13 protein-coding genes are annotated in these 15,208 nt (G+C 59.0%); 7 read left to right on the top strand and 6 right to left on the bottom strand.

Annotated features, from left to right (window positions below; genetic code table 11):
• The first annotated feature begins 14 nt into the window (after nucleotides 1–14).
• The 7 genes from LMS44_RS21485 (at nucleotide 15) to LMS44_RS21455 (ending at nucleotide 9,995) form a co-directional block, all read left to right on the top strand.
• Entirely contained in the window at nucleotides 15–3,584 is a 3,570-nt protein-coding gene (locus LMS44_RS21485) for a hypothetical protein (protein WP_159177600.1), read from the top strand.
• 15 nt (nucleotides 3,585–3,599) lie between these two features.
• Nucleotides 3,600–4,649: an EscU/YscU/HrcU family type III secretion system export apparatus switch protein gene (locus LMS44_RS21480; protein ID WP_278370161.1), complete on the top strand. Its 1,050-nt coding sequence runs from the start codon at nucleotides 3,600–3,602 to the stop codon at nucleotides 4,647–4,649.
• A 110-nt stretch (nucleotides 4,650–4,759) separates the two neighbouring features.
• Nucleotides 4,760–5,224 carry a hypothetical protein gene (locus LMS44_RS21475; RefSeq protein ID WP_027958370.1) on the top strand — a complete coding sequence of 155 codons (465 nt, stop codon included), beginning with the start codon at nucleotides 4,760–4,762 and terminating at the stop codon, nucleotides 5,222–5,224.
• 194 nt (nucleotides 5,225–5,418) lie between these two features.
• Nucleotides 5,419–6,330 (top strand): LysR family transcriptional regulator, encoded by a 912-nt coding sequence (locus LMS44_RS21470; RefSeq protein ID WP_278370160.1) that lies wholly within the window; start codon nucleotides 5,419–5,421, stop codon nucleotides 6,328–6,330.
• A gap of 2 nt (nucleotides 6,331–6,332) precedes the next feature.
• Entirely contained in the window at nucleotides 6,333–7,241 is a 909-nt protein-coding gene (locus tag LMS44_RS21465) for a LysR family transcriptional regulator (protein WP_498946390.1), read from the top strand.
• Nucleotides 7,242–7,375: 134 nt separating this feature from the next.
• Complete coding sequence (locus LMS44_RS21460) at nucleotides 7,376–8,011, top strand: glutathione S-transferase family protein (RefSeq protein WP_278370158.1); 636 nt, start codon at nucleotides 7,376–7,378, stop codon at nucleotides 8,009–8,011.
• A 10-nt stretch (nucleotides 8,012–8,021) separates the two neighbouring features.
• Nucleotides 8,022–9,995, top strand: a complete 1,974-nt coding sequence (locus LMS44_RS21455) for a 2Fe-2S iron-sulfur cluster-binding protein (RefSeq protein ID WP_278370157.1) — start codon at nucleotides 8,022–8,024, stop codon at nucleotides 9,993–9,995.
• A gap of 15 nt (nucleotides 9,996–10,010) precedes the next feature.
• Here LMS44_RS21455 and LMS44_RS21450 read toward each other — a convergent pair whose 3' ends face one another.
• From LMS44_RS21450 to LMS44_RS21425, 6 genes are all read right to left on the bottom strand, one after another.
• Nucleotides 10,011–10,799, bottom strand: coding sequence for an SDR family oxidoreductase (locus LMS44_RS21450; RefSeq protein WP_278370155.1), 789 nt, complete (start codon nucleotides 10,797–10,799; stop codon nucleotides 10,011–10,013).
• Between the two features lie 32 nt (nucleotides 10,800–10,831).
• Nucleotides 10,832–11,530 carry an SDR family NAD(P)-dependent oxidoreductase gene (locus LMS44_RS21445; RefSeq protein WP_138800701.1) on the bottom strand — a complete coding sequence of 233 codons (699 nt, stop codon included), beginning with the start codon at nucleotides 11,528–11,530 and terminating at the stop codon, nucleotides 10,832–10,834.
• Between the two features lie 51 nt (nucleotides 11,531–11,581).
• Nucleotides 11,582–13,087 carry a tripartite tricarboxylate transporter permease gene (locus LMS44_RS21440; RefSeq protein ID WP_138800700.1) on the bottom strand — a complete coding sequence of 502 codons (1,506 nt, stop codon included), beginning with the start codon at nucleotides 13,085–13,087 and terminating at the stop codon, nucleotides 11,582–11,584.
• Nucleotides 13,087–13,557: a tripartite tricarboxylate transporter TctB family protein gene (locus LMS44_RS21435; RefSeq protein ID WP_022521400.1), complete on the bottom strand. Its 471-nt coding sequence runs from the start codon at nucleotides 13,555–13,557 to the stop codon at nucleotides 13,087–13,089. Before LMS44_RS21435 ends, LMS44_RS21440 begins: the two co-directional genes overlap by 1 nt.
• Nucleotides 13,558–13,561: 4 nt before the next feature.
• On the bottom strand, nucleotides 13,562–14,536 hold the full coding sequence (locus tag LMS44_RS21430) for a Bug family tripartite tricarboxylate transporter substrate binding protein (protein ID WP_022521401.1): 975 nt from the start codon (nucleotides 14,534–14,536) through the stop codon (nucleotides 13,562–13,564).
• 79 nt (nucleotides 14,537–14,615) lie between these two features.
• Nucleotides 14,616–15,140: a 2,4'-dihydroxyacetophenone dioxygenase family protein gene (locus LMS44_RS21425; RefSeq protein ID WP_022521402.1), complete on the bottom strand. Its 525-nt coding sequence runs from the start codon at nucleotides 15,138–15,140 to the stop codon at nucleotides 14,616–14,618.
• Nucleotides 15,141–15,208: the final 68 nt, after the last annotated feature.

Genomic DNA, 15,208 nt, shown 5'->3' with positions numbered 1-15,208 from the left:
TGGAGGAGTATTCGATGCGTGTCGACCCAAAAACCAACCCCAAAGCAACACCGTTGACCAGCGCCTTTGGAAATTTTGGCTTTGTCCTCGACCTGGCAAAAAAGGCGGAAGCGGGCAAAGATACTGTGGAAGCGGGCAAAACGCCGTTGATGCCGGGCAGCCAGGATTATGAGGACACGCTGAATTCACTGGCAGTGGATATGGCGGATGGCATCGATATCGACAACCGCAAGGTGTCCGCCCTGAAGGGAGACGCTGCGGATAAGTTCGAGGCGCTGGTCACCGCCGAGCTCAATGCGCAGCGCGCCGATGGCAAAAGCGCTGATCTGTCCAAGGCGATCGACAGTGCCAAGGACGCGCTGTTTGACCGCATCGGGCATGCCCTGGACAACGCAGATCGAAACGCCGACAAGGGCCTCGATGTCTTCGAGGGTTACTGGAAGCGCCATGGTGGTGAAGAGGCTGCGATCAACGCGGGCTATGACGCCTATGATGACTTTCTGGCCGATACCACGCTGACCGACAACCCTAGCTACGAAGATAACCTCAACGCTCTCGCTTCCGGGTTGGCTGGCGGCACGCTGACCGATCAGCGCAAGATACTGCACCTTGACTCCTCCGATACACTGTCCCAGCTCTATAAGAATCTGATCAAGAGCAAGCTGGACGAAGGCGCCACTACTGAGGAAGCGTTGAGTCAGGTCAATGATGAGCTGCGCGACCGTCTCGAAAACGCTGGTGGCAAGAGTGTGGTCAACGTCTTCGATGGCTACTTCAAACGTCACGGCGGGGAAGAGGATACTGAAGAGTTGGCCGAAGAGACTTACCTGGCCAATCGCGACGAAGACGACATCGCCTACGACGATACTCTAAATTCGCTCGCCAGCGATATGGCTGAAGGCATTGACATCGACAACCGCAAGGTGCGACCGCTGACAGGAGACGCCAGCGATCAGTTCAGCCAACTGGTGGAGTACCAGCTTAACCAGCAGCATGAGCGCGGCGATGCCCCGGATCTACAGGCAGCCATCGACGATGCCAAGGATGCCCTCTTTGACCGTACCGGCAACGCGCTGACCGATGCTGATAAGGACAGCAAGGACGGGCTCGATGTGCTCAATGGTTACTGGGAGCGTCATGGTGGCAAGGATGCTGCCACCTCCGCTGGCTTCGAGGCCTACGACGACTTTCTCGCCGACACCACCTTGACGGATAACCCGAGTTATGAGGATAACCTCAACGCACTGGCCTCTGGCTTGGCGGGCAGCACGCTGACGGGGTCGCGCCAGATTCTGCATATCGAAAGCTCCGAAACGTTGTCGCAGCTCTATCAGAACCTGATCGACAGCAAGATGAGCGACGGTGCCTCCCTCGAGGACGCCACTGCCCAGGTTAACGATGACCTGCGCGAGCGGATCAGGCACGCTGCCGGAGACGACGGCAAGGCGGTTCAGAATATCTTCGACGGTTATTGGTCGAGGCACGGTGGGGAGACCAACACCCAGCGTCTCGCCGACAATGCGGAGCTGGACACAGCCCGGCGCGATCACGATCTACCGGCCTTCAGCGATGTCGATATTCAGTCGATGGAAACCAGCGAGACCGATCCGGACGACAGCTCACGCAAGCTGACCGTCAGCGAGCTGACCTGGCAGAACCTGATCGAAGAGTGGAAGACGGGGATTGAGGACGGCAGTATCGATAAAAACGATGAGCGCGCCCAGTTCTACCGTGCGCTGCGAGCCCAGGGCGCGCTTGAAAACGGCCTGGATCTGGTCGGTCTCGATATGTCGGAAGGCTTGAGTCTTGACAACGTCACCGGCGAGGATCTCTCATCCATCATCGACGGCGAGAAGCTCGATGAAAGCCTCGGCGAGCTATTCGCCTCCGAGGCGGTGCAGGAGGATTACCAGGCGACCCAGGCAGACGCGATCGACAAAGTCGCCAATAAGGACGCGATCGCTTCGCAGCTGGAGGAGACCGCCTTCAGCGAGGAGTACATCAACTACATCAACGACCTGCGCGAGAGCGGTCAGGGGGAACTCGCCGAGCAGGATATCTCGCGAACCTACAATGCACTTTCGGCGATGTTCCCGGCAACGGAAGAGAGTGACAAGGCAGCCGAGTTCGCCCAGAGCCTGCAGCTCGACTCGATGATCACCGATCTTGATGATCTGATTGCCAATCCTGATCAAATCAATGATGCCAACACCGCGACGGCCACGCAGGATGTGGTCAAGATGGTATTGACCGCGCTCAAGCGTGCCGGTGTCGATATTCCGCGGCGCACGGCGGAGACGATTGACAAGTTTGTTAACGAGTTTCTTGACGATAAGCAAACTGCTAAGAACTTCGGTAAGGCGCTGCAGGAGCTGGGGGATCGCTTCCAGAAAAATGGTTCGATCACCCAGTCGGACATCGATGGCCTGCTGAAGAACGGTGTCTACAAGGCGCTCAACGAACAGACCAACGGCGGTATGATGGCGCTGATTGGCACGCTCAACAGCAACGGCGCGTTGGGCACGACCGGCGGGCTGATCTCGCTCGCCTCGGGCATCTATCAGCTCGCAGGCGGCGCCAGCAAGCTGGCGGACAGCCACGAGGCGCGAATGGCCGTGGCCAAGGAGTTCATCAGCTTTCTGGGTGCCAGTCAGCACTTCGTCAACCTCGGCAGCAACATCTGGGACAAGGCCAAGGGCACCAACGTCAATACCATGCTGGGGCTCGACAAGACGCTGCCGCAGATATGGGCCGACGACAAGGTCAAGGGCAAGGCGCCCGCTCCTGATGCCCACACCTGGGAGCGTTTCAGCGAGAACTTCCAGCAGATCATCGACGATGCCCCGGTAGGTGATCAGAAGGCACTGGCCAAGAAGCTGGATATTTCCTATGAAGACGCTAAGAAGATAGTCGAGGGCGCCCAGAACGGATACGCCAAGAATCCGGCTCTGCCCGATGCCACGACGACGACCCGCACCGTCAGCTCTTTCCTGCGTGTGCTGGATGGCGCTGCCAACTCCGCCACTGGTGCGCTGGACATTGCCCTCGGCGGGCTGATGATCAAGCGCGGCGTGGATAGTGGCGACGGCGCTACCATCGGTCAGGGCGCCGTCACCGTCGCGGCGGGTGCCTTCGGCCTTGCCGGTGGAGCGTCATCGCTGGCGGCGCTCAAGGGCATTGCCGTCGCCCGTGCCGTCACCGGGCCGCTGTTCTGGATATCCGCCGGTCTGACGGTGGCGACGCTGCCATTCACTATTGTCCAGGATATCAAGCGCACCAACGCGCTGGAGGGGCATAAGGCTGACCTCAAGGAGCTTTTCTCGTCGCTCGATGAGGATGGCCTACTGACCGAAGACGGCCTGACCCGTTATGAGTTTCTCGAAGCGTACGTCCGGAGCTACGGTCAGCGCGATGCGCCGGACGACGAGAGCATTTTCGACTACCGCAGCGACGAGTATGAGTTCTACGTAGAGGAGGGCCATCTACCTAACTCGACCTGGGACGATTTCGAGCACGAAGATTATGCAGGTGATGGCAACAATCTCGATACGCAAATGGATAAAGGCTCGACAGTAGGTTCATAGGGTCACAGCAGCGCCATGAGCCAACAGCCCTCTGAAGAGAAATCGCTGCCGCCATCGTCGAAAAAACTTCGCGATGCGCGCAAGAAAGGCCAGGTCGCCAAGAGTGCTGACCTGGTCACCGCGATGGTGATGTTGGCCTGCACGCTTTATATCGCTATCAGCGTGAATGACATCATTGCCCGTGTGCAGGGGTTGATCGACTCGACCGCGCGACTCTATACCGAGCCGTTCGATACGCTGTGGCCACAGTTGATGATCCAGGCAGGCGAAGTACTGCTGCTGTCGGTGCTGCCGCTGGTCGGTCTAACGCTGTTGGTGATCGTGCTGACCAACATTGTGGTATTGCAGGGTTTTGTATTCTCCACCGAACCGGTTCAGCCTAAGCCGGAGAATATTGATCCGGTTCAGGGGTTCAAGCGCATCTTTTCGGTACGCGGGCTGGTCGAGTTTCTTAAGTCACTGTTCAAGATGGTGGCATTGGCCGTCGCGCTGGTGATTGTCTATCGCCTGGGCCTACAGTCGCTGATGGAGTCCTCACGCTGCGGCTACCCCTGCGTTCAAGGTACTTTTCTCGCCTTACTCCAGCCGCTGGTCATCACTGCACTGATTGCCTTCTTACTGGTTGGTGCTTTCGATGTGCTGCTCCAACGCTGGCTATTCGAGCGCGACCAGCGCATGACAAAGACCGAACAGAAGCGTGAGCGCAAGGATCAGGAAGGCGATCCGACAATGAATCAGGCGCGCCGCAAACAGCGGCGCGAAATGCATGAGCTGAACGCCAAGATCGGTGTTCAGTATAGCTCGCTGATGATCGGCACCGCAGACGGTTGGCTGGTCGGCATTCGCTACGTTCGCGGCGAAACGCCAGTGCCGTTGGTGACCTGCAAGGCCTCACCCGATCAGGCCGCTAGCTTGTTGGCAAGTGCTGCGCCTCGCCGAGTCCCGAGAGTCGCCGACCCGAGGCTGGCCGAACTCATCGCCAAACGAGCTGGCAATGGCGATCCGGTGCCTGATGGTACCTTTCAGGCGGTCGCCGATATGCTGGTGGCGGCCAAGCTGATTTAGCCATCACTCGGTTGCAATCGTTTGCCATGCCACATGATTCATACGAATGACATTAAACCGAGCAACAATAAACAGGCTGTCCAACCAAACCTCTGCTTGGGAGATATCCGATGTCTACTACAGTGTCACCTACAAGCGTAAACGCCCCCACTCAAAAAACCTCCACCTCATCCTTCGACGACCAGTTGAATATTGCCAAATCCAGTCAGGTTCTAGTGGATTATTTGAAGCAGCAGGGCAAGTCGGCGATCAATGCCGATGAACTCGCTCAGCTTGCCAACAATTCGTCAGGCAGTGTCCCTGCTGAAGTTTCGGCAGCTGCCTCCTATATGACGCGCCACACCAGTGTTTATACGGCCATCGAGACTCATGATGTCCAGGGTCAAGATGGCCTTTCTGGCGTCTGGAATTTCGAGTGGGCGGCAGACGGTGGCCTCGAAGGCACATCGGTAGAGGCGATGGCGAACATGCAGGATGTCTTTGATCGTGCGATCGCTAAGTCTGCAGAAATTACCAAGTTGACCACAGAGAGCAAAACTGGATTGGATGCCACCAAACAGCGTCCGAGCAACTGAGTTTGCTTGCACGATGAACAACTAGGCGCATTAAATCGTTTGTCGAGTGGCGGATAATAAAGGCCTAGGCCTAATAAACCATCGGCGACGTAGCTGCATAAAAAAGCTCTGGTGGGTATACAGTCCTGGTAGGTATAAACCTAGCGGGTATATAGAATACCGTTAGTGATGCTTACCCTGACTCTGGAGCTGCCTTGGATAGATTCGAAGAGATGCGCGTGTTTGCAGCGGTGGCGCAACTGGAGAGCTTTGCGGACGCCGCACGGCAGCTTGCGTTGTCGCCGCCTCGGGTTACCCGGGCGGTGGCAGCGCTTGAGGCGCGCTTGGGCGTTGCCTTGTTACAGCGCACCACAAGGCAGGTGCGCGTGACGGAGGCGGGGCGCCGGTATCTGGAGGATGCCCAGCAGGTGCTTGCTCAGCTTGCGGAGGCCGAGGCCGCTGCGACCGGCAGTTACCTTACCCCACGTGGCCTGTTGCAGGTGACCGCGCCGGTGCTGTTCGGCGAGTACTTCGTTACCCCGCAGATCGTCGATTATCTGGAGCAATACCCTGACGTGCAGGTGCGCGCTGAACTGATCGATCGACCGGTCAACCTGCAGGAGGAGGGCATCGATGTGGCGGTGCGCATCGGCCATGTGCCCCAGGATTGTCAGCACTTGACCGTGCCAGTCGGTGAGGTGCGGCAGGTAGTTTGCGCAAGCCCTGCGTGGCTGGCCGAACACGGTGAGCCAGCGCACCCGCAAGAACTGGAGGCATTGCCTACGGTAGTGGCCGAAGGCGGCAATTTGAGCGGTCACTGGTGGTTCGAGGAGGAGGGCAAGCGCATCGAGGTAACGCCCTCGCCACGGCTGCGCATTACCGCAATTCACGCGGCGTTAACGGCGGTCGAGGCAGGTGCCGGGCTTACTCGGCTGCTGTCTTATCAGGTGGCGGCCAGTGAAGCCGAAGGAAGAGTACAGCGAGTGTTGACCCGCTTCGAGCCAGTGGCCATTCCTATCAACATTTGGGTGACGGCGGGCCGTGGGCGCGCCGCCAGCGTGCGTACCTTCGTTGATTTTCTTGCCGAGCGGCTACGTGCCGACCCGGCGCTCGCCTACCGCAGTTAACCATGGCACTCTCCCCTGAATCACCGCTACGCTTTGAGGCCTTAAAGGCGCTTTCCGCCGTTGCCAGGCACGGCAGCGTGCAAGCCGCGGCTGAAGCGTGCAGCCAGTCGGCGGCGAAGCTCCACCGTCTGCTGCGTGCTCAGGAGCAGCATCTGGGGGTTGCTTTGGTCACTACCTCTGCCAGAGGCAGCACGTTAACGGCGGCGGGCGAGCGATTGCGCGCCTACGCCGATACGCTGATCCACGCAGTCTCCGACGCCGACACCAGTGCGCGCCAGGAGCACCGCGAGCTCAACGGCACGCTACGTTTGCAGGCGCCCCTGGCGTTGATGGAGCCACTGCTGGTGCCGTTAGTGTTGCGGCTGCAAGAGCAGCATCCTGCGCTGAAGATCTGCCTGCTGGCTGATGAATATCCCATCCGTATAGAAAGCGATGCACCGGCGCACCTACGTCTGATGCGTGGGCCGCTGCCTGCCTCCGCTTATGCCAGGCCCCTGGGTGATTTGCGCGTTGGTCTGTTTGCTAGCCCCCGTTACTTGGACAAGACCGGGCGCCCCGGTAGCCTGCAAGGCTTGGCCCGTCATGCACTTATTCACTGCTCCAGTGAAGGACAGGCGCCTGTCTGGCGCTTGTCTGAAGACTACCCGCTCCGTTTTGAGCCCAGGCTTGCCATCAGCACCAGTGCTGCTGCGCTGCGGGCTGCCATTGAAGGTGCGGGTGTCGTGTGTTGCTACCAACTGGAGGCGCGTCGCGCCTGCGAGCGGGGGCTGCTTGAACCCGTTGCTGAACCCCTCTGGCCTGCGGGACACCCTCTGGCGCTCACCTATCCCCTTGGCATCCGGGCGCCCGCCAGCGTTATGGCCTTCCTGGAACTGGCAACACCCTGGTTGCGAACGCAGTTGGTCGGCTGATTATTTCATTCAGCGCAATTTTTTATTGTTCAGTATCGCTATTCTTGCACCCCTTGATTTGGCTCAGGATAGGTGACGTCGCTTAACACCTGTGACGTTCATCTATCGAGGCGCTCAATCAAGGAGATAATCACATGTCACACGCTATCAAGGTTTACCGCCACGCTCTTTCCGGCCACTGCCACCGTATCGAGCTGATGCTTTCGCTGCTCGGTTTGCCTGCCACTTTTATCGATATTGATCTTGCCGCGGGCGAACACAAAGCGCCGCCTTTCCTGAACCTGAACGCCTTCGCGCAGGTGCCGGTGATCGATGACCAAGGGGTTATTCTGGCGGATTCCAATGCCATTCTGGTCTATCTGGAACGTCGCTATGGTTCTGGGCAGGGTGCTGGTCGCTGGCTACCGGACGACCCGTTGATTCAAGCCCAAGTACAACGCTGGCTGTCCGTAGCGGCAGGGCCTTTGGCGAACTCGGCGATGAAGGCGCGCTTGGTCACGGTCTTTAATGCCCCATTCGACCCTGAACCGCTGATTGCTGATGCCCATGAGCTGTTCGCGATTGTTGATGCCCACTTGGAGCATCAGCCCTTCCTGGCAGGGGATAAAGCCACCCTGGCGGAGGTTTCGCTCTACAGCTATATCGCTCACGCTCCCGAGGGCAATGTGTCGCTGGAACCTTACCGCCATATTCGCGCCTGGCTGCAGCGCATCGAAGCGCTGGAGGGCTTTGTACCCATGGCCGTCACCAAAGTAGGCCTGGTGAACTGAGGAGTCGAGAGTGAAAAACGCCGACACCACCAGCCCGTGGCACGCGGGCGAGCTTGCCTTGCAGCGCGTGGTCGGGGTGGAGCAACAGATGGCGCAGATTGACCGTAAGGTGATGCGTCCCTTTCTAACGCCGCAGTTGCAGCACTTCTTTCCTCAACTGCCCTTTGTGGCTGCGGCGGCGGTGGATGGTGACGGCTGGCCATGGATCACGCTGCTGGAGGGCGCACCAGGATTTGTTTATGCGCCGGATGAATCACGGCTTGATCTCGCTTTAACGCCGGCTGTGGATGATCCCGTTACAGCGCTGCTGAATGGCGATACCAACATTGGGCTATTGGGTATCGAGCTGCACACGCGCCGTCGTAACCGGGTTAACGGCGTATTGCGGGGCTCAGCAGGTCAATGGCAGCTAGAAGTCGTTCACGCCTTTGGCAATTGCCCCCAGTACATTCACGACTGGTCGGCGATGAGGTCGGTGCAGCCCCTGCCGGGCCCCGTGCTAACCATGCGCGACGTGACCCTCGATCAGTTGCCAGAGCCGGTGCTGGCGCATATCGACCGGGCGATCACGGCCTTCGTGGGTAGTTACGCGCATACCGACCAGGGCGTTCAGGTGGATGCCTCCCATCGCGGTGGGCAACCGGGGTTTATTCGCCGCCAGGGATCTGATCTGATCCTGCCCGATTTTGCGGGTAACCAGTTCTTCAACACGCTGGGTAACGTGCTGACCAGTGGTCGCGCTGCCTTGGTGATACCGGATTTTATCAGCGGGGATGTGCTGCACTTGACCGGCGAAGCGCGGCTTGTGGACGAGGAGACCGCTGGAGCGCGTTATCCTGGCGCTGAACGCTACTGGTGCCTGACGCCACGGCATATTGTTTGGCGGCCGGGGGCCTTGCGCTGGCGTAGCCAAGCAAACGCAGTGGCCCATGAGGCGGCGCCCCATGGGCCCTGGCAGCCACTTGCGCTTGCTAAACGGCAGCGTGTTCAAGTGGCCGCCGTGGTGCAAGAGACACCTGAGATCCGCTCTTTCTATTTAAAGAGTGTCCGACAAGACAAGGCGCTGGCGCCCTTTGAAGCGGGCCAGTTTATTACGCTACACGTGCCGCGCCTGGATGGCACGGCGTTGGTACGCAGCTATACGCTTTCGGGTAACAGCCAGCAGGCCGGTTATCGCATCAGTGTGAAGGCCGATGGTGAGGGCTCGCACTACGTACACAGCGCGCTTCAGGTGGGTACTGAACTAGCTGTGAGTATGCCAATGGGGTCATTCACGGCAGAGGCTAGCGGCTCAGGGCGTGCCCATTGGGTGCTGCTGGGAGGCGGTATCGGTATTACGCCCATATTGAGCCTGGCCCATGAATTGACTGGCGCAGGCCGTGGCCCGGTAACGTTAGTACAGAGCGTGCGCGATGTGGCCGAGGCGCCTTTCGGTGAAGAACTACTCGACCTTGAGGCGCGAGGGCTGCGTTTGCAGCGGCATGTCACCAGAACAGCAGCTGCCCCCAATGGATGGATGGCAGGCAGGGTTTCACTGGGGCAGGTGTTTACCGATCAGGTGCTATCAGAAGTACAGCTGTACCTATGCGGCCCTGCCGCCTTTGTAGAGCGCTATCACCAAGAGGCGCTGGAGCTTGGACTCTCATCGGGGCAGATACACACAGAAGCGTTCGGCCCCTCGGCGCTGACCCAAACATACGCAGTGCCCGCCGCAGAACAAGCGGTAGAAGTTAGCTTTGCCAACTCAAGCGTGGTCACCCACTGGCAGCCGGGCGAAAGCCTGCTGGAAACCGCCGAAAAAGCGGGGTTACAGCCTGCCTATGGGTGCCGCAGTGGCAGCTGTGGCGAGTGCGCCTGCACGCTGGTGCAGGGGGAGGTGACTTACCCCAATGGCATATCCGCGCCAGAGGGGGAGGTTCTGCTGTGCAGTGCCCGCCCAGCGGTTAACTCGGGGAGGGTAGAGATTACGCTGCCTAACGGTTAATCGCGCCTCTATCGATTAGAAGGTTCCAGGGTAGGCACCGCCATCGAGCAGGATGTTCTGCCCTGTTAGATAGCCTGCATGCTCGCTGCACATAAAGGCACAAAAGGCACCAAACTCCTCGGCGGTGCCGAATCTCCGCGCAGGAACCCCTTGGGCACGCTGCTCACGTACCTGCTCGATATCTTGCTGATTCTTCTCGGCGACCTTCTTGAAGTTGCCGCGCAGGCGGTCGGTATCAAAGGAGCCGGGCAGTAGGTTGTTGATCGTAACGTTGTGCGAGGCGAGCTGCGGCTGGCGTGCAAGACCCGCGACGAAGCCGGTTAGCCCGCTGCGCGCGCCGTTGGATAGCCCAAGAATGTCGATGGGGGCTTTTACCGCGCCCGAGGTAATATTGACCACGCGGCCAAAGCCGTTGGCGGCCATACGGTCTACCGTGGCCTTGATCAGCTCAATGGGCGTGATCATGTTGGCGTCCACGGCCTGTATCCACGCCTCCCGATCCCAGTCGCGAAAATCACCCGGCGGCGGCCCGCCATTATTGTTGATCAGAATATCGACCTGCGGACAGGCGGCCAGTAGCGCCTCGCGTACCTCCTCGCGCCCGATATCCCCAGCCACAGGGCGAACTTCGATGGCTGGATTAAGGGCCCGCAACGCGTCGGAGGTCTTTTCGAGCACCTCGGCATTGCGTGAATTAATGGCTAGGTTGACGCCCTCTTTGGCCAGCGCTTCGGCGCAGCCTCGCCCCAACCCTTTGCTCGCTGCGCATACCACGGCCCAGCGTCCCGCGATTCCAAGATCCATACCATGTACTCCTGTGTGTTCGATATTTGCGCTCAACGTGACGAATAGCCACCGTCTACCGGTAATAGTACGCCCGTTATAAAGTTTGCGCCCGGTGAAGCCAAGAACAGCGCTGGCCCAGCGAGGTCGTCGGGTTTGCCCCAGCGGCCCATGGGCGTGCGTCCGACGAGTTCCGCCGAGCGTTCGCTGTTCTGGGTGAGTGCTGCCGTCAAGTCGGTGGCAATCCAACCTGGCGCAAGGGCATTGACGCGAATACCATCGCTGGCCCAGGCGATCGCCAACGACCGTGTGAGTTGGGCCACGCCGCCCTTGGAAGCAGAGTAGGCCGGGGCATGGCCGCTGCCAAAAAACGACAGCATAGAGGCGGTGTTGATAATGCAGCCACCCGCTGCCTTGAGAGCTGCATGCGCGGCATGGCAACAGCGCTGTGTACCGTTTAGGTTGATGTCGATGACCTCAGCAAAGCCTTTGGGTGTGAACTCCTTGCCGTCACGCTGGATGACGCCAGCGCAGTTCACCAGCACATCCAATGTTGGGAACGCCGCGAAGAAGCGCTCAACCTGGGCCGGGTCACGCACATCGAGTTGGTGTCGGTCGGTTACGTCTTCGGCTTGCTGTTCGCTCTTAGGCTCGATGCCGGTGACGTGGACTTCGTCACCCTGGGCGGCAAACGCCAGCGCGATCGCCCGACCAATGCCGGTAGTCCCGCCAATAACGATAACAGTGTTCATATCGCTCCTTTTTAGAACGTGAAAAGGGGGTTAGGTCGCAAAATGGGTCGGTTAAGCTGAGGTAGCTGACGCACGTGTCTGCCAGGCCGAGCGAACGCTGGAGACGATAATGGCCAGCCACACCAGCAATGCGAGCCCACCCAACATGGCGGCGATGGGGCGTTCGAAGAGCACTAGCAGTTCGCCATTGGCTTTGATCATTGAGCGCATAAAGTTGCTCTCCACTACCGGGCCGAGAATCACTGCCAGGATCATGGGGCCGATAGGGAAGTCGTTCTCCACCAGAAAATAGGCCAGCAGGCCCAGCCCAAGCATCAGCCAGACATCCAGCAGGCTGTTGTTGGCAGCGAAGGCGCCTACGATACAAAACAGCAAAATCAGCGGGTAAAGCACGCTGGAGGGCACCGCAAGGATATGGCGCGCGCCGCGTATAGCGAGCAGGCCAAGAGGTAACAACAGCAGGTTAGCCAGGATAAACACGATGAAAATGGCGTTGACCAAGGTGGCGCTGGAAGTGAAAACGTCTGGCCCTGGCGTAATGCCTTTCATCATCAGTACACCGATAATAATGGCGGTGATAGTGTCGCCTGGGATGCCGAACACCAGGGCGGGAATGTAGGCACCCGAGAGTGCTGCATTATTCGCCGAGCTGGCCGCGACCAGCCCTTCGGGATGCCCGGTGCCATACTTCTCGGGCGTGCGCGAGAGCTTGCGCGACAAGGCGTAGCTGATCCACGAAGCGATATCGGCACCCGCACCGGGCAGTGCGCCGATCAGCGTGCCGAGTACGCCACTGCGTGCGATCCCTGCCTTGTATTGCCACATCAGGCCGCCCACACCGCTAAAAGGCTTCTCCACTGGTGGGGGCGGTGGAAAGTGGGTGTGGCCAATTTCGGGCATGCGCCGCAGTAGCTCGGCGACGGCAAACAGGCCTATCAATACTGGTAGAATTGAGATGCCGCTGAGCAGATCAGAGATACCGAAGGTAAAACGGATCTGGCCTGAAACTGAGTCCATGCCCACCATGGCGATTAACAGGCCGATGAGCATTGAAATTGCACCTTTAAGCGGGTCCGCGCCGGATACCAGTACGGCGCAGGAAAGCCCGAGCAGTGCCAGCCAGAAGTACTCGTCGCTGGTAAAGCGAAGAGCGAAGTCGGCGACCAGTGGAGCGAAAAACGCCAGAATTGCCACCCCGATGAGCCCGCCAACGACCGAACACGCCAAGTTGACGCCGAGCGCCTGGCCGATCTTGCCCTGACGGCCCATCAGGTAGGCTTCTTCGGTATAAGCCGCCGAGGCGGGGGTGCCGGGGATGCGTAGTAAGGCACCGGGGATGTCGCCGGCTACGATGGCCATCGCCGTGGCGGCCACGATAGCGCTGATCGCCGGGAGCGGCTCCATGAAAAAGGTTACCGGGACGAGTAAGGCGGTGGCCATGGTCGCAGTCAGGCCAGGAATGGCGCCGATCAGCAGGCCGAATAGCGAAGCGCCGAGGATCACCGCGAGGACATCCCAGGCGAACACCATGCCTAACGCTGCTTGTAGTTCCGCCATTAGTAGATCACCTCTTCGAGAATGCCCAGATCAAGCGGCACGTGCAGCAACAGGGCGAAAACACTCCATACCACCGCACTTGCCACAATGGCGACGATAACGGCCATCCCCCAGCGGCCGTCAGACAACCAGCCAATCAATAATGCGAGCATTAAGGGCGCTACCAGCGGGAAGCCGAGCAGCGGTGTTAGCAACACGTAACCAGCAACGGCGGCGATAACAGCGAGCAGGCATGTCAAGGTGCGCGACAGCGTCACCTGCCCCTGCCAAATGAACAGTGCTCCACGCTGCTGCCAGCCACGCAGAGACAGTAGCAGGCCAAGCCCAACCAGAAAGGTGCCGATGATGGTGGGAAAAGTGCCGGCCCCGTAGGGCTGGCGCGCTAACGGCGGGAAATCCTTGGAGGCCCATATAGTAACGGCGCCAAGCAGCGCCATTACCAGCCCCAGCAAGAGGTCGTTGATGCGCATGGTGTTATTCTGCCAGGCCCAACTTATTGATTATCTCGCCGTTGTTTTCGTCGGCTTCAGCCATGAAGTTGCGAAAGCCTTCCGGACCTTCCCACTGCATGCCGAAGCCCTGATTGGTCATGAACTCCTGGAATTGGTCAGATTCATAGACGGCTTCTGCGGCCTCGGCCAGAGTATCGACCACATCATCGGGCAGTCCTGCGGGGCCGATCAAGCCACGCCAAGTACCTGCCGCCCACTCATCGCCAGTGACTTCTTCAGCAGTGGGGATGTCAGGGAAAGCATCAAGACGCTCGTTGGCGAACACAGCAAGCGTTCTCACGCGCTTCGCGTCGCGCATGGATTCAGCTTCGGGCAGCGAAGAGAACACAAAGTCCACGCCACCGGCGGCGAGTTCCTGGAGGCCCGGGGCAGCGCCTTCGCTCGGGACGAGTGAAACGGTGTTGGGATCAATACCCTGCTGGTTCAGAAAACCCGCGAATGCTAGGTGATAGGCGGCACCTGGCGCAGAGCCTGAGACAGTGTATTCGTTGGGATTGGCTTCAATGTCTTGAAGGGCACTGTCTAGATCTTCCCAGTCTGATTCGGCGCTGACGTTAAATGCCGCGGCGTCGAGATTGATCAACGCAATCGGCGACAGATCCTCATACGAGATTTGAGAGCTGCCAATGTGTCGATAGGTGGTGATCTCGGCGGTCACCAGGCCAAGGGTATAGCCATCCGGCTCGGCGTTGGCCATTACCGTGTGACCCACCACGCCGGCGCCGCCGGTGCGGTTGACCACATTGACCGTTTGACCAAGCTCTTCCTGCAACCCGTTGGCCAATTGGCGGGCCACTGCATCGGTGCCGCCGCCCGCTGACCAGGGGACGATCAGTTCAATCGGTTTTTCGGGGTAGTCGGCTTGGGCAGTGCCGATGGATAAGGCGAAGGCGGCCAGGCTGATGGTTACGGCTAGCGGGGTTTTGTTGAATATCATGAGGGTGCTCCTGTCGTGTTTTTGTTGTTGGCATTAGGGCCTTAATTCATGCGTTGGGTTTTTAAGGGAACATCTCGCTTTAGCGAATGAACCGGTCGACATAGTCACGGCCAAGCCCGCAGCTTTCATAGTGCTTGCGGCACATGTCGACCTTGGTGAAGACATCTTCGAACCCGAGGTGCTTGCCCCATGGGTCAACGTAATACATGACACCGTTGACCTGAAAGAGCGTGATCATTTCCTCGACATCCTCGTCGACGACCAGGGTGTGGGTCTCACCTGGAGGCTCGTAGACATAGCTACCCTCGGTAGCCACCCAGTCATGTTCGAGATACCGCCATTTGCCTTTGAGCACCATGCCATGCACCGGGTTGGGGTGACGGTGGCGGCTGAGCACGCCAGACTTGCGGACACGCAGTAGGTTGACCCAGTAGCCCTGGGACACGTTCAGACACAGCGGACGGAAATCAACGTTTTCCGCTTGCGGCACCCAGATACGTTCATCCTGGGGAAGGGCGTGCGGCTCGACAATTTCTAGAGCGGCCTCAGCGGGTTGCGGATATTGGTAAGGCATCCGCTGATGATCATCAGCTTTAACCGGCATATTCCCTCCGTCCACAATGTGGACATAAAGATCATAATATGGACAATATGTTCTTAAGGTAAGAGCCA

The sequence above is a fragment of the Halomonas profundus genome (assembly GCF_020865425.1).
Taxonomy (GTDB): Bacteria; Pseudomonadota; Gammaproteobacteria; order Pseudomonadales; family Halomonadaceae; genus Vreelandella; species Vreelandella titanicae.
This window is presented reverse-complemented; position numbering and strand designations above follow the sequence as displayed.